At 52.6% G+C, this 20,717-nt stretch carries 20 protein-coding genes; 9 read left to right on the forward strand and 11 right to left on the reverse strand.

All coding sequences use genetic code 11. From position 1 onward, the window contains the following. The first annotated feature begins 23 nt into the window (after nt 1–23). Nucleotides 24–989: a succinylglutamate desuccinylase gene (gene astE / locus AC0IWZ_RS07550; RefSeq protein WP_471677707.1), complete on the forward strand. Its 966-nt coding sequence runs from the start codon at nt 24–26 to the stop codon at nt 987–989. A 322-nt stretch (nt 990–1,311) separates the two neighbouring features. Next, nucleotides 1,312–1,800 (forward strand): ATP-independent periplasmic protein-refolding chaperone Spy, encoded by a 489-nt coding sequence (gene spy / locus AC0IWZ_RS07555; protein ID WP_471677705.1) that lies wholly within the window; start codon nt 1,312–1,314, stop codon nt 1,798–1,800. 102 nt (nt 1,801–1,902) lie between these two features. On the opposite strand, the gene hutG is transcribed toward spy, so the two are convergent. Continuing rightward, on the reverse strand, nt 1,903–2,700 hold the full coding sequence (hutG, locus tag AC0IWZ_RS07560) for an N-formylglutamate deformylase (protein WP_034494760.1): 798 nt from the start codon (nt 2,698–2,700) through the stop codon (nt 1,903–1,905). Then, nucleotides 2,684–3,913 (reverse strand): imidazolonepropionase, encoded by a 1,230-nt coding sequence (gene hutI, locus AC0IWZ_RS07565; protein ID WP_034494762.1) that lies wholly within the window; start codon nt 3,911–3,913, stop codon nt 2,684–2,686. Before hutI ends, hutG begins: the two co-directional genes overlap by 17 nt. Nucleotides 3,914–4,118: 205 nt before the next feature. On the opposite strand from hutI, the gene AC0IWZ_RS07570 reads away from it, so the two are divergent. Together AC0IWZ_RS07570 and ves are read left to right on the forward strand one after the other, a co-directional pair. Beyond that, nucleotides 4,119–5,483, forward strand: a complete 1,365-nt coding sequence (locus AC0IWZ_RS07570) for a formimidoylglutamate deiminase (RefSeq protein ID WP_172894697.1) — start codon at nt 4,119–4,121, stop codon at nt 5,481–5,483. Beyond that, a complete protein-coding gene (gene ves, locus AC0IWZ_RS07575; RefSeq protein ID WP_034494766.1) occupies nt 5,483–6,028 on the forward strand; it encodes an environmental stress-induced protein Ves in 546 nt (181 codons plus the stop codon). The genes AC0IWZ_RS07570 and ves overlap by 1 nt, the downstream gene beginning before the upstream one ends. On the opposite strand, the gene hutC is transcribed toward ves, so the two are convergent. Then, a complete protein-coding gene (hutC, locus tag AC0IWZ_RS07580) occupies nt 6,015–6,761 on the reverse strand; it encodes a histidine utilization repressor (protein WP_034494768.1) in 747 nt (248 codons plus the stop codon). The genes ves and hutC overlap by 14 nt on opposite strands. Nucleotides 6,762–6,921: 160 nt before the next feature. Here hutC and hutH point away from each other — a divergent pair, with 160 nt between their 5' ends. Both hutH and hutU read left to right on the forward strand, forming a co-directional pair. After that, nucleotides 6,922–8,466 carry a histidine ammonia-lyase gene (gene hutH / locus AC0IWZ_RS07585; protein ID WP_471677704.1) on the forward strand — a complete coding sequence of 515 codons (1,545 nt, stop codon included), beginning with the start codon at nt 6,922–6,924 and terminating at the stop codon, nt 8,464–8,466. Between the two features lie 17 nt (nt 8,467–8,483). Beyond that, nucleotides 8,484–10,169, forward strand: coding sequence for a urocanate hydratase (hutU, locus tag AC0IWZ_RS07590; RefSeq protein WP_471677703.1), 1,686 nt, complete (start codon nt 8,484–8,486; stop codon nt 10,167–10,169). Between the two features lie 4 nt (nt 10,170–10,173). Here hutU and yddG read toward each other — a convergent pair whose 3' ends face one another. Further along, on the reverse strand, nt 10,174–11,064 hold the full coding sequence (gene yddG / locus AC0IWZ_RS07595) for an aromatic amino acid DMT transporter YddG (protein ID WP_471677701.1): 891 nt from the start codon (nt 11,062–11,064) through the stop codon (nt 10,174–10,176). A 114-nt stretch (nt 11,065–11,178) separates the two neighbouring features. Continuing rightward, nucleotides 11,179–12,003: an ammonia-dependent NAD(+) synthetase gene (nadE, locus tag AC0IWZ_RS07600; protein ID WP_034494775.1), complete on the reverse strand. Its 825-nt coding sequence runs from the start codon at nt 12,001–12,003 to the stop codon at nt 11,179–11,181. A 276-nt stretch (nt 12,004–12,279) separates the two neighbouring features. On the opposite strand from nadE, the gene osmE reads away from it, so the two are divergent. Continuing rightward, nucleotides 12,280–12,618: an osmotically-inducible lipoprotein OsmE gene (gene osmE, locus AC0IWZ_RS07605; RefSeq protein ID WP_034494777.1), complete on the forward strand. Its 339-nt coding sequence runs from the start codon at nt 12,280–12,282 to the stop codon at nt 12,616–12,618. A 52-nt stretch (nt 12,619–12,670) separates the two neighbouring features. Here the strand turns inward: osmE and katE are convergent, their stop codons facing one another. After that, nucleotides 12,671–14,929, reverse strand: coding sequence for a catalase HPII (gene katE / locus AC0IWZ_RS07610; protein WP_471677700.1), 2,259 nt, complete (start codon nt 14,927–14,929; stop codon nt 12,671–12,673). A 157-nt stretch (nt 14,930–15,086) separates the two neighbouring features. Here katE and cedA point away from each other — a divergent pair, with 157 nt between their 5' ends. Next, entirely contained in the window at nt 15,087–15,326 is a 240-nt protein-coding gene (gene cedA, locus AC0IWZ_RS07615; RefSeq protein WP_034494779.1) for a cell division activator CedA, read from the forward strand. Nucleotides 15,327–15,362: 36 nt separating this feature from the next. On the opposite strand, the gene AC0IWZ_RS07620 is transcribed toward cedA, so the two are convergent. The 5 genes from AC0IWZ_RS07620 to hxpB all read right to left on the reverse strand — a co-directional run bounded on the left by AC0IWZ_RS07620 (nt 15,363) and on the right by hxpB (nt 19,995). Then, nucleotides 15,363–16,049 carry a tetratricopeptide repeat protein gene (locus AC0IWZ_RS07620; RefSeq protein ID WP_471677699.1) on the reverse strand — a complete coding sequence of 229 codons (687 nt, stop codon included), beginning with the start codon at nt 16,047–16,049 and terminating at the stop codon, nt 15,363–15,365. A gap of 130 nt (nt 16,050–16,179) precedes the next feature. Continuing rightward, nucleotides 16,180–17,571, reverse strand: a complete 1,392-nt coding sequence (locus tag AC0IWZ_RS07625; protein WP_034494781.1) for an L-cystine transporter — start codon at nt 17,569–17,571, stop codon at nt 16,180–16,182. A gap of 132 nt (nt 17,572–17,703) precedes the next feature. Then, nucleotides 17,704–18,294 (reverse strand): metal-dependent hydrolase, encoded by a 591-nt coding sequence (locus AC0IWZ_RS07630; protein ID WP_034494782.1) that lies wholly within the window; start codon nt 18,292–18,294, stop codon nt 17,704–17,706. Between the two features lie 114 nt (nt 18,295–18,408). Further along, complete coding sequence (gene kduD, locus AC0IWZ_RS07635) at nt 18,409–19,170, reverse strand: 2-dehydro-3-deoxy-D-gluconate 5-dehydrogenase KduD (protein WP_034494783.1); 762 nt, start codon at nt 19,168–19,170, stop codon at nt 18,409–18,411. A gap of 156 nt (nt 19,171–19,326) precedes the next feature. Continuing rightward, nucleotides 19,327–19,995 carry a hexitol phosphatase HxpB gene (gene hxpB / locus AC0IWZ_RS07640; protein ID WP_034494785.1) on the reverse strand — a complete coding sequence of 223 codons (669 nt, stop codon included), beginning with the start codon at nt 19,993–19,995 and terminating at the stop codon, nt 19,327–19,329. 166 nt (nt 19,996–20,161) lie between these two features. On the opposite strand from hxpB, the gene AC0IWZ_RS07645 reads away from it, so the two are divergent. Continuing rightward, nucleotides 20,162–20,698, forward strand: coding sequence for a YniB family protein (locus AC0IWZ_RS07645; RefSeq protein WP_471679077.1), 537 nt, complete (start codon nt 20,162–20,164; stop codon nt 20,696–20,698). Nucleotides 20,699–20,717: the final 19 nt, after the last annotated feature.

The raw sequence follows: 20,717 nt of genomic DNA on the forward strand, positions 1-20,717 counted from the left end.
TTTCAGTCCTAACCGGAGGCTCAATGTTGGATTTTTTGGCGCAAACCCTGGCGGGTAAAGTGCCAACGCAGACCGCAGGAAAAAACACTCACCTACGTTGGCAGTGGTGGGATGAGGGGATTTTGGCATTGACTCCGCATCAATCTGTGGAAAAGACGCTGGTGTTGTCGGCGGGTATCCACGGTAACGAAACTGCGCCAGTAGAAATACTCGCCCAGCTCGTTGATAGTCTTCTCGCGGGTGAGCTGGCGTTGCAATGGCGGTTGCTGGTGATTCTGGGTAATCCAGAGGCATTGCGCAGCAACCAGCGTTACCAACACAGCGACATGAACCGCATGTTCGGCGGGGGCTGGCAGCAGTTCCCGGAAAGCATTGAAACCCAGCGCGCCTGTCGCCTTGAACACGCGTTGGATTTGTTCCTCGCCCAAAGCGAAGAGACCATTTGCTGGCATCTCGATATGCACACCGCCATTCGTAGCTCATACCATCCACGTTTTGGGGTGTTACCTTCACGCACCACGCCGTACGATGAGGCGTTTCTCTCGTGGTTGGGTTGCGCGGGGTTACAGGCACTGGTGTTCCACCAGTCACCGGGCGGGACTTTCACTCATTTCAGCAGTGAGCATTTCAATGCGTTGAGCTGCACGCTGGAATTGGGCAAGGCGCAACCCTTTGGTGAAAATGATCTCAGCCAGTTTGAACAAACCAAACAGGCGTTGCAGGCTTTGCTGAGTGGTGAAACTCCGCCAGCAGCGGAAGGTGAGCCGCTACGCTATAAAGTTGCGCAACAGATCACTCGCCTCAGCGATGACTTTGTGTTGCACATGTCGGCGAAAACGCAGAACTTCACCGCGTTTCCTAAAGACACATTACTGGCAGAAGATGGCGACACGCGTTACGTGGTGAAAGAAGATATTGAATATGTATTATTCCCTAATCCTAATGTAGCGGTGGGATTACGTGCTGGATTAATGCTACGCGAACTTTAATAAGCATCGGCCTCAGTAATGGGGCCGGAAAATAATCTCCGGTCAAACAACAATATACAGATAAATCTTAATAGATGCTTTCTTCGACATTCCAGTTACTATACACTCTCTTCATAATTCCTTTAAAATCATCGCCTTGTTATATTCTGTTGCAATTCAGCGACGTTTTATCCTTATTCTCTTCATAATTGCCGCAATTTTGTTTTTTATCCTTTCAATGCTTTACCGATGCGCACTATTACTTGACGCACAACCCCGTAAACTTAATTTCGTCAACGCGGCAGACCTTGTCGTAATAGAAATCAGAACAGGAATAAACAATATGCGTAAATTAACAGCTCTCTTTGTTGCTTCAACTCTGGCTCTGGGCGCGGCGAACCTGGCTCATGCAGCTGACACCACCACGACCACGGCGGCAAAAACCGATGCGCCGATGATGCACCATAAAGGTATGCGTGGCGGCCATCACGATATGATGTTCAAAGATTTGAATTTGACGGATGCGCAGAAGCAGCAAGTGCGCGACATCATGAAAGACCAGCGCGGCAAAATGGAGCGTCCTTCAGTAGAAGAACGTCGTGCGGCACATAATATTATCGCCAGCGACAGCTTCGACAAAGCGAAAGCTCAGGCGCAAGTCGACAAAATGGCCGAGCAAAACAAAACTCGTATGATGGCTCATATGGAAACGCAGAATAAAATCTACAACATTCTGACGCCTGAGCAGAAAAAACAATTTAATACCAATTTTGAGAAGCGTCTGACAGAACGTCCTCAGCATGAAGGTAAAATGCCTGCTGATCAGGAATAACTGATCGACTGACTTAAGACCGCCGGTTTTGTCCACAATCGCTTTATTGCAGTGGACAGAACCGGCGGTTTTCTTTTTACCCGTCATCCACCGTTTTAAATCTCAGGCAATCTGCTGGGCGCTACTCAACATCGAACGAATAAACTGTTCAAGCAGTGGTTGCAGTTTTTCTGCTCGCTCTGCCCGCCATGCGAACGGCGGTTGCTCATCCATATAATTACACTGCGCAAGTTCTAACTGCACCGCGTGAACGCCTTGCGACGGTTGCCCGTAAGCGCGGGTGATATACCCACCTTTAAAGCGCCCGTTTGCCACCCAGCTAAACTGGTTTTGCGAGGCTGCACAGGCCACCAGATGTTCTTCAATCAGCTCATCGCAACTTTTACCGCCGTTGGTGCCGAAATTCAGATCCGGTAATTTGCCGTCGAACAGACGCGGAATATGGCTGGCGATGGAATGCGCATCGAACAAAAGCGCGTAGCCGTGTTCGGCTTTCATTCTCTCCAGCTCGCTCTGCAATTGCTGATGGTACGGCTGCCAGATAGTGTCCAGCGCGGCTTTACGTTGCTGCGTATTGGGTTCTTTGCCGGGAATAAAAACGGCTGTGCCATCGAACAAAGTTTCGGGATACAGGCCAGTGGTCGCCGTGGTGTAGAGCGGTTTATCATCGGCGGGGCGGTTAAGGTCGATAACCATCCGCGAATAATTACCGACAATCACACTCGCGCCGAGTGCCTGGGCAAATTCATATAGCTTCGGGATATGCCAGTCGGTATCCGGCAATGGGCGGGCCGCATCGCTCAGGGCCGACTCAACTTCTGGCGTTAATGCGGTGCCTGCGTGAGGGATGCTGACCAATAGCGGCAGTTTCCCACGGCTGAAATTAAAAGGTGCTGTCACGTTTCTCTCCCTGATAAATCACGGTGCAGGGCAATTGCCCCCCTAACCAATAGACCAGTTCAGCCGGACGTGCCACAGGCCAGTGCACAAAGTTGGCAACTTTCCCGCATTCAAGACTGCCGTGGCTTTCTCGAATTCCCAGCGCCTGTGCCGCGTGAAGCGTCACGCCCGCCAGCGCTTCTTCTGGCGTCAGGCCAAACAACGTACACGCCATATTCAGCATTAATCGCAGCGAAAGTACCGGGGACGTGCCAGGGTTTGCGTCACTGGCGACGGCCATCGGCACGCCATGTTCGCGGAACGCAGCGACCGGCGGCTGCTGTTTTTCGCGCAACAGATAAAACGCACCCGGTAGCAGAACGGCCACGGTATTCGCTGCGGCCATCGCTTGTGCATCGGCATTGGTGGCGTACTCAAGATGATCGGCAGATAACGCCTGGAAACGTGCCGCCAGGCTGCTACCCGCCAGCGCGGAGAGTTGTTCGGCATGAAGTTTGACCGGCAATCCCAAACCGCGAGCAGCAGCAAAAACTTTTTCAGTTTGTGCCGGACTGAAAGCCAGATGTTCGCAAAAGGCATCAACCGCATCGGCCAGTTTTTCTTGCGCCACACGAGGGAGTAACTGCTCGCAAACCACATCGACCCACTTATCGCCATCGCCGCTAAATTCTGGCGGTATGGCGTGCGCGGCCAGGCAGGTGGCATACACTTCAACCGGAAGCGTTTCTCCGAGTTGACGAATCACACGCAGCATTTTGATTTCGTTGTCGATATCCAGGCCATAGCCCGATTTAATTTCGACGGTGGTCACGCCTTCTTTTAACAAGTGTTGCAGGCGCTGATGTGCGGAGTTCAGCAGCTCGTTTTCGTCAGCTTCGCGCGTGTGGCGAACAGTGGAAATAATCCCGCCGCCCTGTGCTGCTATTTCCGCGTAGCTCATACCGTTTAAGCGCATTTCAAATTCAGCGCTGCGATCGCCGCCAAAAACTAAATGCGTATGACAATCGATAAAGCCTGGCGTCACGATTCCGCCGTCAAAATGGTGATGTTCAGCGGCGGTGATTTCAGGAAGCTGCGCCCGCGCACCGAGCCAGACGATCTTCCCCTGATGCACCGCGATAACGCCATCTTCAATCAAGTGGTAAAGACCGTCTTTCATCGTGACCAGGGTTGCGCCACTCCACAGGCTGTCGCAGGCGCGAGGATAAGTCATGACATTCTCCACATCAGGTTGTATAGACAATTGACTACAAGCTAGCGCAGCATGATGAGTTGAGCAACCTGGTTGCCGCTAAAGCAGCAGGCAACCCCGCGTTTTGTTGTCCGTCACACAATTTTTTAGCAAACGACGGATTTGGTTTGCGTCGGCACGAAATAATCGCTAAATCATTGGCATCGCAAAAGAAGGAATCAAATCTATGCCAGCATTTTTTGCACCAGTTGTTATGCTCCCGCAAGGCTGGGGACACAATGTGCGCATTACCGTCAATGAACAAGGGACGATAACTCATGTTGAGGCTGGCGCTACAAGCGAGGAGGCCACGCTGCTTCCCGGTGTAGTGATTCCTTCGATCCCGAATTTGCATTCGCATGCTTTCCAGCGGGTGATGGCGGGGCTGACGGAGGTCGCGGGGAATCCGCAAGACAGCTTCTGGACGTGGCGCGATGTGATGTATCGCATGGTGCAAAAACTGTCGCCTGAACAAGTTGGCGCTATTGCCACACGCTTGTATATCGACATGCTCAAGGGCGGCTATACCCAGGTTGCAGAATTTCATTATTTGCATCATGACGTTAACGGAAAACCGTATGCATCTGGCGATTTGATGCTACAGCAACTGCTGCTTGCTGCCGATAACAGTGGGATAGGGCAAACATTGTTGCCTGTGCTCTATAGCCATGCGGGATTTGGCGCACAGCCTCCTGCCGTCGGGCAGAAAAGATTTATTCAGGATGTCGACCGTTACTTGCGCCAGCAACAGGCGCTGGGCAATGCGCTGCGTCGCTATCCGTTGATTAATCATGGCCTGTGTTTCCACTCATTAAGAGCGGTGACGCAGGAGCAAATGGAAGATGTGCTGGAAGCCAGCGACTACCGAATGCCGGTGCATATCCATATTGCCGAGCAGGAAAAAGAGGTCGATGACTGCCTTGCCTGGAGTGGCGAGCGCCCGGTTGAGTGGCTGTATAACCGCTTTGCAGTGGATGACCGTTGGTGCCTGGTTCACGCCACGCATTTGTCGCCGGAAGAGTTAACCCAAATTGTTGAGAGCCGCTCCGTGGCGGGGTTGTGTCCCACTACCGAAGCGAATCTCGGTGACGGTATTTTCCCAGCCACGAATTTCATTGCGCAGGGCGGGCACTGGGGGATTGGCTCCGACAGCCATGTTTCGGTGAATGCGCTCGAAGAGCTGCGTTGGCTCGAGTATGCGCAGCGTCTGCGTGACAAGCGCCGCAATCGGATCGTGCTGCCAGAATTGCCGCAGGTGGGTGAAGTGTTATGGCGACAGGCGGCAGTGGGGGGCGCGCAAGCGTGCGGCGTCACTATGGGCATGATAGCGCCGGGGCAACGTGCCGACTGGCTGGTGCTCGAGCGTGATTCCTGGCTTGCGCACATAGAAGATTATGCGTTGCTCAACCGTTGGATATTTGGTGGGAGCCGTGAACAAATCAGAGACGTGTGGGTTGCCGGGAAGCAGGTAATCAGCGACAGGCAGCACCCGCTAGATGAACAAAGCAACACACAGTTTGCGCAGGTGATGCGCACCCTTCAGGAGTGGTGATGGAATTTTTTGATATACGGAAAGTGCCCGTCAGTTTGTGGCGTAACGGGGCTGGAGAAACCCGCGAAATTTGCTGCTTTCCACCCGCAACGCGTGATTTTAACTGGCGTGCCAGTATCGCTTCGATCGCCAGTAGCGGTGAGTTTTCGGCGTTCCCACAGGTTGACCGCGTCATCACTTTGCTCGAAGGGGGCGAAGTGGTGCTGGATGCAGGAAAGGCGTTTCGCCATACTCTGAAACACTTCCAGCCGTTTGCTTTTGCTGGTGATTATACGGTAAAAGCCGAGCTGAAACAGGGGATGTCGATGGATTTTAATATCATGACGCACCGTGACCGTTGCCGCGCCAAAGTGCGTGTGGCGGACCGCTCGTTTACCACTTTCGCGCCACGCGGCGGCATTGTGTACGTGCTAAGTGGCGAGTGGCAACTGGGTGACAAACTGCTCAAGGCGGAGCAGGGCGCGTGGTGGCAAGATGGCCGCCACACTTTGCGCTTGCTGAAATCGGAAGGGAAACTGCTGTTTAGTGAAATCACTTACCTGTAAAACTGCCTACCAACTGATAACGTGAGCCTGGATACAACAGCCGGGCCACCGTCACCACCTGAGAATGATGCCAGGTGCGGCGCTGAATCAACAGACAAGGCTGGCTAGCGGTCACTTCAAGCAATCCTTGTTGCGTTTCGTCGGCGAGCACCGCTTCCACAACATGTTCACCTGAGGTTAACGGCGCAACTTTGCTCAGGTAGTGGTGCGGCGTGAACAGGCGAAAATCCTGGTGAAGATAATCAGCAGCGAGCGCCGGATTGACGTAGCGTGTTTCCAGTTGCACCGCCATATCGTTATCGTAATGAACCAGTTGCGAGTAAAACAGCGGCTCGCCGATGTTAATTGAAAAAGCATGCGCCAGCTTTTCATCCGCGTTGACTTGCTCAAGGGCAACCACCTGGTTGCGATAATGATGGCCACGGGCGGTAATTTCTTCGGCAATGCTGCCCACTTCCAGCATAGCGGTATGGCCTTTTTGCTCGGCGACAAATGTTCCGACCCCCTGCATTCGCACCAGCCAGCCTTCCCCCGTCAGTTCCCGCAACGCGCGGTTAATCGTCATTCTGCTGACATTAAGCGCATTAACCAATTCAGTTTCCGAAGGCACTCGCTGGTGGGCAACCCAGTTACCGCTGCGTATCTGGGTGATAATTCCCTGCTTCACCCGCAAATAAATGGGCGCGGGTAAATCACTGATGGCGGCGCGTAATTGGGCGAGAGTCTCAGACATTAGCGGTTCCTTGATTATTTCATTTTGCGGTGAAAGCGCGATCCCGCTCACTGTTCAATAAAAATTACCTATGACGTGCTGGCGGTCATTTGGGTTTATTAGTTAGGTTGTCTATACAACTCTATACGTTCATACGAATTGATGCCATCAGGATGTCGCTATGTCCCTGCAAAAAAAGCTGTGCTGTCTCACTCCAGGGCGTGTAACGCTCGCCACGCTGCGTGAAATCTACCATGGAACCGTCACTCTGAGCCTTGATTCGCAGGCTGTTGAGGCAGTCGCTAAGTCACAAAAAACCGTTGAGGATATCGTGAATCACGGCGATGTGGTTTACGGCATTAACACGGGTTTTGGCAAACTGGCGCAAACCACGATTGCAAAAGAGCATCTCGCTGAGTTGCAACGCAATCTGGTGCTTTCCCACAGCGTCGGCCTTGGGCAACCTCTGCCGGATGATGTTGTGCGCCTGGTGATGGCGAGCAAAATCATCAGTCTCGCCCGTGGTCATTCTGGCGTGCGTATGAAGGTTATCGACAGTTTGCTGACCTTGTTTAACGCGGGCGTGATGCCGGTGATCCCTGAAAAAGGGTCTGTGGGTGCCTCGGGTGATTTAGCGCCGCTGGCGCATCTTTCCCTGATGCTGCTGGGCGAAGGCAACGTGCGTATCAACGGCGAAGAACTGCCTGCGATTGCCGGGCTGAAAATTGCCGGTGTCGAGCCATTAGTGCTCGGGCCAAAAGAAGGGTTGGCGTTGCTCAACGGCACCCAGGTTTCTACTGCACTGGCGCTGCGCGGTTTGTTTGAAGGCGAGAAAGTCTTTGGTGCCGGGCTGGTGGCGGGCGCGTTATCCCTTGAAGCCATCAAAGGCTCGGTGAAACCGTTCGATGCCCGTATTCATGAAGCGCGCGGGCAAACCGGGCAAATTGACGTCGCGGCAGCGGTCAGAGCGTTGCTGGACTGCAGTGAAATCGTTGATTCCCATCAGCATTGTGGGCGCGTGCAAGACCCGTATTCGATTCGCTGCGTGCCGCAAGTGATGGGCGCATGTCTCGATAACCTGCGCCACGCGGCTCGCGTGCTGCAAATTGAAGCCAACGCTGCATCCGATAACCCGCTGGTGTTTAGCGAAACGGGCGAGGTGATTTCTGGTGGTAATTTCCATGCTGAACCCGTCGCGTTCGCCGCAGATATTATCGCGCTGGCGGTGGCAGAAATTGGTGCGATTTCCGAGCGCCGCCTGGCGTTGTTGTTGGATACCGGACTTTCTGGCCTGCCGCCATTCCTGGTGAAAGAGGGCGGGATTAACTCAGGCTTTATGATTGCTCAGGTCACTGCCGCCGCTCTGGCGTCTGAAAACAAATCGCTGGCGCATCCTGGCAGCGTTGACAGCCTGCCAACGTCGGCAAACCAGGAAGATCACGTTTCGATGGCGACCTACGCGGCTCGCCGCCTCGGTGATATGTGCTTCAACACCTCCGCAGTGGTGGGAATTGAAGCGATGGCGGCAGCTCAGGGGATTGAATTTTCACGCCCGCTGCGCAGTTCACCGCTTATGGAGCAGGTATTCAGCGGCGTGCGTGAGCGCGTGGCATTCCTCGATAAAGACCGTTTACTGGCACCCGATATTGAAAGCATGCGCCAGTGGGGTGCCAGCGGCGAACTGCCTGCGGTGATTACTCAACTCTTTCCTTCTACATCGGCGTGATGCCGGGAGCCACTACAATGACTGAATCTGTAAAACAGGCGGTAGCCCGCACGGTACGCGCTCCACATGGCACCACACTGCACTGCGAAAACTGGTTGATCGAAGCGGCTTACCGCATGATCCAAAACAACCTCGATCCGGATGTCGCCGAGCGCCCGGAGGATCTGGTGGTGTACGGTGGGATAGGCAAAGCAGCGCGCAACTGGGAATGCTTCGAGCAGATCCTTGCCTCGCTGCGCACGCTTAAAGCCGATGAAACACTGCTGGTGCAATCCGGTAAACCGGTGGGTATTTTCCGCACTCACGCGGATGCGCCGAGGGTATTGATTGCCAACTCAAACCTCGTCCCGCATTGGGCTAACTGGGATCATTTCCATGAGCTGGATAAAGCGGGGCTGATGATGTACGGCCAGATGACCGCCGGCTCGTGGATTTACATCGGCGCGCAGGGCATTGTGCAGGGCACATTTGAAACCTTTGCCGAAGCAGGCCGCCAGCATTACGGTGGTGATTTACGCGGCAAATGGATTCTGACTGCGGGCCTGGGTGGAATGGGCGGCGCACAACCGCTGGCGGGTGTTCTGGCGGGAGCTTCTGTTTTAGCTATCGAGTGCCAGGAGTCGCGTATTGATTTCCGCCTGCGTACCCGTTATCTGGATTATAAAGCGACGAATCTGGATGAAGCCCTGGCGATGATTGAGCAGGCTAATGCGGAGAAAAAAGCCATCTCTGTGGGCCTGCTGGGTAACGCGGCAGAAATTTTGCCTGAACTGGTCAAACGCGCGAAAGCGGGTGGGATCAAGCCTGATATCGTGACCGACCAAACGTCGGCACACGATCCGGTCAACGGGTATTTGCCGTTGGGCTGGACGGTGGATCGCTGGCAGAGTGAAAGATCCACGCAACCTAAAGCAGTAGAAAAAGCGGCGCGTGAGTCAATGGCCGTACACGTTCGTGCGATGCTTGATTTCTGGGAAATGGGCGTCCCGACGGTGGATTATGGCAATAATATTCGCCAGGTGGCTTTCGATGAAGGCGTGGTAAATGCCTTTGATTTCCCGGGCTTCGTTCCGGCCTATATTCGCCCGCTCTTCTGCGAAGGCAAGGGGCCATTCCGCTGGGTGGCGCTGTCGGGCGATGTGGAAGATATTGCGAAAACCGACGCCAAACTGAAAGAGTTATTCCCGGATAACCAGAATTTGCATCGTTGGCTGGATATGGCGCAAGAACGTATTGCTTTCCAGGGATTACCGGCGCGTATTTGCTGGCTGGGTCTGGGAGAGCGCCATCTTGCAGGGCTGGCGTTTAACGAAATGGTACGCAATGGCGAGCTGAAAGCACCGGTGGTTATCGGGCGCGACCATCTGGATTGTGGTTCGGTGGCATCACCAAACCGTGAAACGGAATCCATGAAAGATGGTTCTGATGCGGTTTCCGACTGGCCATTGCTAAACGCGCTGTTAAATACCGCAGGCGGTGCCACCTGGGTGAGTTTGCATCACGGTGGCGGCGTGGGGATGGGCTTCTCACAACATGCCGGAGTGGTGATTGTGGCCGATGGCACACCGGAAGCGGACGTGCGTTTGGGGCGCGTATTGTGGAATGACCCGGCAACTGGCGTGATGCGCCACGCCGATGCGGGTTATGAGAGCGCCATTGAATGCGCGCAGCAGCATGATCTTGAACTACCGATGGTGAAATAACGCCTTAACTGTAACGGCGGGTCGCTAACCAGCATAACAATGACCCGCCGACGACCATCATCACCCCTTGCCAGAATCCCCAGCCTGGATGCAAACCTAACCACAAACTCGCCATTAACGCCGAAAGCACCGGCGTGAAATAAGATGCTGTAGCCAGCAACGTCATATTCCCGCGTTGAATGCCGTGGTTCCAGGCCGAATAGGCTATTGCCGTGGAAGCCCCCATAAACAACAATTGCAGCGTTGCAGGCAGCGTAAAGTGAATCGGCGCTTCGCTCACGAAGGCAAATTTTACCCACAGCACAGCGGCGGTGGCGCAGAAAAACAGTGAAACGCCGTTCTTCCCGCCGCTCCAGCGGCGCGTAATATTGCAGTACAGCGCCCAAATGAGTGCTGCGGCAAACGCCAGGCCGTAAGCCAGCGGGTTATCGAGAATGTTGTGCCACATTTGCAGCGGCGACCAGTCACCGTCGCCTTTCATCACCTGCACAATACCCGCAAGCGAAAGTGCAAGCCCCGGCCATAACCACAAGCTGCTACGTTGCTGGTTGATTAATAACGCCAGTAAGATAGTCAGACTCGGCCACAGATAATTAATCATCCCGAGTTCTAAAGATTGCGTGCGGGTGTGTGCCAGGCCAATCGCTAAGGCGAGGAAAATTTCATAAGTGACAAATAATGCGCCGCCAATCCATAAATATCGCTGAGGGATTTCACGGACTTTGGGTAAACCGCGAGCCAGGCACAGGCAAATGGCGCTGACGGTATAAATCAGCGCCGCGCCGCCAACCGGGCCAAAATGTTCGCTGATACTTCGCAGTAAACCAACCGAGGTACTCCAGAGGAGAATAGCCAGCAGGCCAAAGGCCGTGGCGCGTTTTACAGAGGTGTCCATGTATTTCCAGAGAGGTATTGTCGGATGACGCTTTGCTTATCCGACCTACACGCGAGAACGGGTTTTCGTAGGTCGGATAAGCGAAGCGCCATCCGACGCTATTTACAGAAAAAGTTATTTCCAGAAATCATCAAACACAGTGATCGGCGTGCGACGTTTGTGTTCGGTTTTCAGATACCAGCCTTCAATGATTTTGCTGGTGCCTTCATCAAGCGTTTTGCCTTCAAGGTAATCATCAATCTGCTCGTAAGTCACACCCAGTGCGGCTTCGTCCGGCAGGGAAGGGCGATCGTCTTCGAGGTCAGCCGTCGGCGCTTTCTGGTATAAATGCTCCGGGCAGCCCAGGGTTTTAAGCAACGCTTTACCCTGACGTTTATTCAGACGGAAGATTGGGTTGATATCGGTGCCACCATCGCCGTATTTGGTGAAGAAACCTGTTACCGCTTCTGCGCCATGGTCGGTCCCGACCACCACGCCTTTGGTCATTCCGGCAATGCTGTATTGCGCTTTCATACGCTCGCGGGCTTTTTCGTTGCCGCGAATAAAATCGCTCAGTTCAATACCCGCTTCGCGCAGCGCTTGTTCGCTCGCAAGCACAGCACCTTTGATGTTCACGGTTAATACGCGGTCGGGCTGGATAAAGGTGATGGCGTCCTGACAATCTTGCTCATCGGCCTGCACGCCAAACGGCAAGCGCACCGCAATGAACTGGTAGCTCTCGTCACCGGTTTCTTCGCGCAGTTCGCTGATGGCGGTCTGGCACAGTTTGCCGGTCAAGGTTGAATCTTGACCGCCGCTGATGCCCAGCACCAGAGATTTAATAAAGGGATATTTTTTCAGATAGGTCTTCAAAAAATCGACGCTGACACGAATTTCTTGTGCAGGATCGATCTGCGGTTTAACCCCTAGTGCCTGGATAATCTCTTGTTGCAGAGCCATTTAAACCCTCCGGTTACCGTTTACCTGCACGCGCAGGCAGCAAAAGCTATTTTTGTTAAAACTACCCTTTTGTCGTTGAAACGACAAGGCTCATGCCGTTGCGATGGAATCATTTGGTGTTATTTAACTCTATTTGACACCATTTAGCGCTAACATGGTGTTTTGTATAATAATCCTAAAATTTGTTCATTTGGTCTGCTTAGTTGATAAAACCTCTTTTATATTCCAGGCTTATCTAACACGCATGAGCAATACCCTGAAAAACGAGGATAAAATATGAACAAGACTTTTGCAGGAATTTTAGGTGCAGCAGCGGTGATGACTATGCTTGCGGGTTGTACGGCATATGACCGCACAAAAGATCAGGTCGCGACGCCCGTCGTGAAAGATGTGAAAAAAGGCATGAGCCGTGAGCAAGTGCAGCAGGTTGCCGGTAAGCCTTCTTCTGAAGTGACCATGATTCACGCGCGCGGAACTTGCCAGACGTATATTCTTGGCCAGCGCGATGGCAAAACAGAAACTTATTTCGTCGCACTTGATGACACCGGGCATGTGATGAATTCGGGTTATCAGACTTGTGCTGAATACGATACCGATCCGCAGACTAAGAAATAATTCCCGTTATTTCTGAAAAAGCCGTCACTGATGTGACGGCTTTTTTTATGGCTTATGCCGGGATATGAGCGATTTTGTTATGCCGTGACCAGACGCGGTGGGCGGCTAAAGATTTCAGGAAATCATCGGTAAATGATTTTGTGACGGCGTCACCTTCCACAACACCTTCTTCACCCTGCGCATCAATCGCCAGTTTAGATTTGAACTGGCGGGCATCCCCTGCGAGACCAATCACTTTTAAGTGCTTATAGGCTTCGAGTAAATAGTAAGCCGCATCACCATTATCGAGAATTGAACTCAGGTCGCCTCCCGGCACAATGACCGCATCGACTGTGACCGAAGGTGAACCCGCAAAGGTTGCGCCGATGGGCAATAGAGAACCATCATCAGCAGCCACTTCACCCATACGGGCAAACAGCAATTTGGTGTGCACGCCCTCGCTTTTTAACGCTTTCATGGCCGCCAGCACATCCGCTGCATTCGCTTTTTCACTGAGCAAAATCGCTACTACACGGCCTTTTACGGAACCACTCGGCACCGCATACAGGCTGAGGCTCGGGTCTTTCTTTAATCCGTTGACGTCTTTCGGCGGTGCGACATGCATTTGCTCGTGTGACAGTTCGATGCCCAGGTTTTCCGCAACCGGCTGAGCGAGGGAAATATCTATACGCGTGAGGTGATCGAGCACGCGTTCACGAATATAGGGTCTGGCGACCTTGGATAATTCAAAGCTAAACGCGCTGATAATATGCTGTTGTTCAACAGGCGTCTGGCTTTGCCAGAACAGGCGCGGATGGGAGTAATATTCGCCAAACGATGGACTGCGCTCACGGATTTTATGCCCTTCAACGCGCGTCTGGTAGCTTTCGAAACCTCCGCGTTTCGGGCCAGGAGGCGTTTCACGCGGCCAGTTATCGTTAATTGAATTCGGCTCGTAGTTTGCCGGATTACTGTCGATATCCATGCGGTGCATGCCGTCACGCTGGAAGTTGTGATACGGGCAGGTTGGGCGGTTAATCGGGATTTCGTGGAAGTTTGGCCCACCCAGACGGCTGATTTGTGTATCGGTGTAGGAGAACAAGCGCCCCTGCAACAGCGGGTCATTACTGAAATCGAGTCCAGGAACAATATGGCCCGGATGGAACGCCGCCTGTTCGTTTTCGGCAAAGAAATTATCCGGGTTGCGATTAAGCGTCATTTTGCCCACCAGGTGAACCGGGACCAGTTCTTCAGGGATCAGTTTAGTGGGGTCCAACAGGTCAAAGTCATACTTGAATTCGTCTTCTTCTGGAATTAATTGCAGCCCCAGTTCGTATTCCGGGAAATCGCCAGCCTCGATAGATTCCCAGAGATCGCGGCGGTGGAAGTCCGGGTCACGGCCCGTCAGTTTTTGTGATTCATCCCAGATAAGAGAGGCTTTACCGGCGGTCGGTTTCCAGTGGAAGCGCACGAATGTGGCTTTGCCCTCGGCGTTAATCATGCGGAAGGTGTGGATCCCAAAACCTTCCATGGTGCGATAACTGCGCGGTAAGCCACGGTCAGACATCGCCCAGATGACGTTATGCAATGTTTCGGGTTGTAGCGAAACATAATCCCAGAAGGTGTCGTGGGCGCTCCCGCCTTGCGGAATAGCCCAGTGCGGCTCGGGTTTAACGGCATGGACAAAATCCGGGAATTTATGCGCGTCCTGAATGAAAAACACCGGCGTGTTGTTACCAACTAAATCGAAAATCCCTTCTTCGGTGTAGAACTTGGTGGCAAACCCACGGATATCACGCACGGTATCGGCGGAGCCAGCGCCGCCCTGGACGGTAGAAAATCGAACGAATACCGGGGTGATTTTGTCAGGGTCGGATAAGAAATCGGCTTTGGTGACATCCGATAAATTTTTATACGGCTGGAAATAGCCGTGGGCGGCTGAACCGCGGGCGTGAACGATACGCTCGGGAATACGCTCATGGTCAAAATGGGTGATTTTTTCCCGCAGGATAAAATCTTCCAGAAGCGTAGGCCCACGCGTACCTGCGCGCAGTGAATTTTGGTCGTCGGCGATGCGCACGCCCTGGTTGGTGGTGAGCGGGAAGTTTTCACCGTCTTTGCGATGCACATCGAGCGATTTCAGCTTTTCATTGGACGTGTCCGGGCTTTTGAAACTCCCCGCAGCGGTCGGCTGGGCACCGGGTGGCGTGGGTTCTGCGGAGGGGCGGTGTGAGCCGTCTTCGGGTGCCAGCGAGTCCATTCCGGGTTTTGATTCATTGGCGTCATGTATCGGGGCATTGTGGCTAAGCGGATGTTTATCGTTCGTCGACATTGAACACTTCTCCTGATTTAGTCTTGTTATAAAGATGCTTGGTATGATCAAAACATCTTTAACTATAGGACAAGGTCATCTCAACGCGAGACGAGAAGGGCAGTTCTCCGCTATCATAGTGAAGTTGTTCATCAATTTAGTTTTGATTCCATTGCCTATGAAACCTTTGCGCCAACCGAATACTCGTCCCGTTATTACGTATCAACCGCGTGTTGAACCCGTGCCGCCAGCCCATGCCTGGCGTGTAGAAGGATTTAAGGATGTGTGGATGCTACGCAATCGCTATGTGGCATTTGTGCTGGTGGGGAACGCGTTCCGCCAGTCACCGCCATTTACCTTACCAGAGGCGGCTCAACGTTGGGCGATGCAAGTCAGACATGAAAACGAGATTTCCTGAGGGATTATCGGATTTGCTATTGCAGTAATGGCGGGGTTACCCGCCGTTACTGATTGTCTCAAACTCTTCACAGCCGGTATCAAAACCTTCCGTACAGCTCAGGTTTAGCCACTGCAATGCGCGTTGCTTATTGGCAGCAATAAACCCTTTCTCACCGTTTAAAAACAACATGCCTGCCCAGTATTCGGCATAACCGGTGCGGGAGAGTGCCGAGCTGCGCTTGAACCAGAATGTGGCTTGCTCATCGTCCTGGGCAATGCCCACGCCATTGGCATAAAGCAAACCTAAGAACATCTGAGCATCCACAGCGGAGTCACTTTCAAGGTCCTGCGATGCGCTTTCCAGCAGTTTTATGGCGGCAGGGTAATCAGGTTTACCGGCTTGTGTGTTTACCAGAAGGCGTGCGAGCGTGACTTCGCCGGTTTTGCTGCCTCGTTGTACTGCCTGCTCAGCTAATGATTTAGCCTGTTGGTAATCCGCCGTTGCCGGGTTATGAATTTTTAGCTGTGCCTGAAGGGCGAGAGCATCAGCATCGCCTTGCGCCGCAGATTTTGCAGCCCAGTCTTCAGCCTGCTGGTATTCGCCTGCGCTAAAAAGGGTATCGGCAAGATAGAACTGAGCGCGGCTATCGCCTGCTTGCGCCTGCTTTAAATAGGGGCTGTCGGGCGTTTCGGCCCAGGCGGTTGATAAACAAAAGAACATCAGAATGCACAATCGTTTCATGAAAGAAATTCCGTAGGCGGCAATTGGGTTTGGCTCCCTATGCGGGCGCTCTAAGTTATAAATAAAAAAACGGCCCCCTGTTTCGGGAGCCGTTTGATTGTCGCAGATTCTGCGGTGATTTAGCTACTGGTTAGCGATGCGCCAGTTCTGCTTCTTCATCACTATTCATGACTTCTTTATCGGTTTGTTTCATCAACTGACTGGTGATAGTACCGGCAGTCATGGAGCCGCTGACGTTCAGGGCGGTACGGCCCATGTCGATAAGCGGTTCAACAGAAATCAGCAACGCGACCAATGTAACCGGCAAGCCCATCGCTGGCAGTACAATCAGCGCGGCGAAGGTTGCACCGCCGCCCACACCGGCAACGCCTGCGGAGCTAACGGTCACAATACCAACTAACGTTGCAATCCATACCGGATCCAGCGGGTTGATACCCACGGTAGGCGCTACCATGACTGCCAACATTGCCGGATACAGACCCGCACAACCGTTCTGACCGATGGTCGCACCAAAGGATGCAGCAAAGCTTGCGATAGATTCAGGAACACCCAGACGACGCGTTTGCGCTTCAACGTTTAATGGGATACTTGCAGCACTTGAGCGGCTGGTGAAGGCAAAGGTCAGCACTGGCCACACTTTACGGAAGTATTTCAGTGGGCTAACGCCATTAACCGCCAGCAGAATCGCATGTACACCGAACATGATCGCCAGGCCGAGGTAGGACGCGACCACGAAGCTGCCAAGTTTGATGATGTCTTGCAGGTTTGAACCGGCAACGACTTTGGTCATCAGGGCGAGCACGCCGTATGGCGTCAGTTGCATGACCAGACGAACCAGCTTCATCACCCAGCTTTGCAGCGTATCAATTGCTACCAGGACTCGCTCACCTTTCGGGGCGTCATCTTTCAGCAATTTCAGTGCAGCAACACCCAGGAAGGCGGCGAAAATCACCACGCTAATAATGGAAGTTGGATTCGCACCGGTCAGGTCAGCAAACGGGTTTTTCGGTACGAAGGACAGAATCAGCTGTGGCACATTCAGGTCGGCCACTTTGCCCACGTATGTGGTTTCGATGGCGCTCAGGCGTGCAGTTTCCGCAGTCCCTTGAACCAGGCCTTCAGCAGTCAAACCAAACAGGTTGGTGACTAACACGCCGACCAGCGCTGAAATCAGCGTGGTAAACAGCAAAGTGCCAATGGTCAGGAAACTGATTTTTCCCAAAGATGATGCGTTATGCAGACGTGCAACCGCGCTCAGAATTGAGGCGAACACTAATGGCATCACGATCATTTGCAGTAGTTGTACATAGCCGTTACCGACGATGTTGAACCATTGGATAGATTGCTTCAGTACTGGGCTGTCTTCGCCATAAATGGTGTGCAGTGCAAGGCCAAAGACCACACCAATCACTAAACCAAGCAGTACTTTCTTCGCCAGACTCCACTGTTTGTGGCGAGTTTGCGCCAGCAACAGCAGCAGAATAACGAACACGATAACGTTCGCTATAAGTGGAAAGTTCATCCCGTATCTCCTGAGTGTTTTACCAATAGATGGACTGTTTGCCATCTTTATTGGGTAAATCGTACCAGAAGCTCAGAACGAGTCTTATATTCAAAAGGAATTGATTATTACGTTTTGAGTTATTTCGCCTAATTATTGTTCCAGGTGGTTATTTAAAAAACTATTAAAGGTCATTTGCAGCGAAATTATCATATGTGATGACCAGCGCACTGCACTGTTATCGGGCACGCTTTGTGGCATCCATACAGCCAGCCCGAATAACACCATGCATAAGGCGCGTTCAAGCTGATTGCCTTTTTGCGGCCTGATTATCGGGAAACGAAAGCGCCAGCGGCATGGCCAGAGCAGTGGAACGCCAGCAGGGGTCAGCATGTCCGCCAGAATATGGCTTAAATAGCCCAATACCATGCCTTGCAGCGCATCGGCGGGGATCAGCCAGGTTTCAGGAACCTTGAGATAGAACAACGCAAGGCCTGCAAACACCGCGAACAAACTGTGTGTAAAACCACGATGGCCGCAGGCGCGGGCTATCGGTTTGGAAATCCAGGGTAAGCGTTGGCCGAGGAAGGACTTGGGATGGTCGATATCCGGTAGTAAACAGGTCAAAATTGCTGACGGCACAATATGCCACCAGTCGCCCTGAGCGAGCACTGGCGTGAGTTCAGCATTTTTAGCAAATACTGCACAGGCAATGGAAAAAAGAAGGTGGCCTTCCGCCGTCATGATACTACCTGGATGAAAACTGTCGATTCATACAGTATAGGGTTTTTATACAGTAGACGGAAGAGGTGACGGCGTAACATTTTGCAACCGCCGATTGCCCCGGCGGCGGCATGTTTAGCGGGCTAGCCAGCCTCCATCGACGGCAACGGTGTAACCATTCACGTAATCAGAAGCGCTGGATGCGAGAAACACAATCGGGCCTTGCAGGTCGGCAGGAAGCCCCCAGCGGCCAGCGGGAATACGGTCGAGAATTTCCTGGCTGCGTTGTTCATCATCGCGGAGCTGTTGAGTATTGTTGGTCGCCATGTATCCCGGCGCGATGGCATTCACATTAATGTTGTGTTGCGCCCATTCGTTTGCCAGCAGACGCGTGACACCCAGGACTGCGCTTTTCGATGCCGTATAAGAGGGGACGCGGATACCACCCTGGAACGAAAGCATGGACGCGATGTTAATGATTTTGCCGCCGCCTCCTTGCTTAATGAACTGCTTTGCTACCGCCTGTGAGAGAAAGAACACTGATTTAATATTCAGGTTCATCACGTCATCCCAATTCTTCTCGCTAAATTCAAGGGCATCTTCACGGCGAATAGTGCCGGCGTTGTTGACCAGGATATCTATTTTCCCCATACCTGCGACGGCTTGTTCTACGATACTCGCTATGGCGTCTTGCTGGCTCAAATCTGCCTGGATGGCCATAAACCGTCGGCCCAATGCCTGCACTTTTTGCGCTGTCTCTTGCGGGACTTTGCGATTCACACTGACAATATCGCAGCCGGCCTCGGCAAGGCCAATCGCCATTCCCTGGCCAAGCCCGGTATCACAACCCGTGACGATAGCGACTTTGCCTTGCAGATTAAAAGCATCGAGAATCATAGTTACCCCGGTATCCGGAAATGCGCATTTGCGCGTGTAAATTAAGGATAGGTAGGGGATTGCAGAAACTCAAACTTAATTGAAATGACGTTTCAATAATTTTGACGCAGGTAGCGTTTTGAGAAAGATGCGGGGTAGCCCCGCATCTTAAAATGATTAACCCAGCAGATGTTCAGCGCGTAATTCAGCCAGCGAGGAGAGTTTGGCATTCGCCAGACACCAGCGCTCATCACTACGGTTTTCTTCGGCTGGAACCACAATTGACCGCATGCGGGCCGCTTTGGTGGCAATCATGCCGTTCACCGAATCTTCTAGCGTGACACACGTCAGCGGATCAACTCCCAGTTTTGCGGCAGCATCGAGATAAACTTGCGGATGTGGCTTGCTATACGGCAGATGTTCAGCGGATGCAATGGCATCAAATTGGTCACGCAGGTCAAACATTTCGAGGACTCGTTCAAGCATATGCAGCGGCGATGCCGAAGCCAGACCGACTTTCAGGCCCTGCGCTTTACATAACGCAATGGCTTCGCGAACGCCGGGTAAAATGGGGCGCTTTTCATCAACCAGGGTAATCGCCCGGGTAATAACGCGTTGGGTGACTTCTTCGCGATCTGGACCATTCCAGGGTTGTTGGGCAAACCATAAATCGACCACCAGATCGATACGCAGACCGAGCGTATCGGGCAGTTCGCAACGGCGCGAAATATCCACACCCAGGCTCGCCATCACTTCCAGCTCAGCCTCGTCCCATAATGGTTCTGAATCAATCAGCAAACCGTCCATATCAAAAATTGCAGCTAAAATCTGGCGCGTTGCAGCCATTTATGACTCCTGTCTTTGTGCATTACCAATAAGATCCCTTATGAATAGCTGGAATTACGCATTGATGCCACCGCTTTGTGAAAATCGCCCGCAAAGCTCAGGCGAAATCACACCAGACGAGGTAAACTTTGTGCGTACAAGTTGCGTCTTAACCAAAGGGGAACGAATGACGTATCAACAAGCTGGACGCATTGCCGTACTCAAACGTGTGGCTGGCTGGGTAATTTTCATCCCGGCAGTGATTTCAACACTGATTTCAATTTTGAAGTTCATGTATGAACATAGCGAAAAACAGGCGGGCATTAATGCCGTGATGCTGGATTTCGCGCACGTCATGATTGAGATGATGCGTTTTAATACGCCATTTTTGAATTTCTTCTGGTACAACTCGCCCCAGCCGGAGTTCCATCAACAAGCTAATGTGCTGTTTTGGGTGATCTACGCGCTGATATTTGTGGGTCTTGCGTTACAGGCATCGGGTGCACGCATGAGCCGCCAGGCGAAGTTTCTGCGCGAAGGTGTGCAGGATCAGTTGATTCTGGAACAGGCAAAAGGGCCGGAGGGATTAACCAAAGAGCAAATCGACAGCAAAATTGTGGTGCCACGACACACGATATTCCTGCAAATTTTCCCGCTCTATATTTTACCTGTCATTATCATCGTCATCGGTTACTTCTTCTTTTCTGTATTGGGTTTTATCTAGAAAAACGCCACTCCTGATG

It is taken from the genome of Buttiauxella sp. AC142, assembly GCF_979253435.1.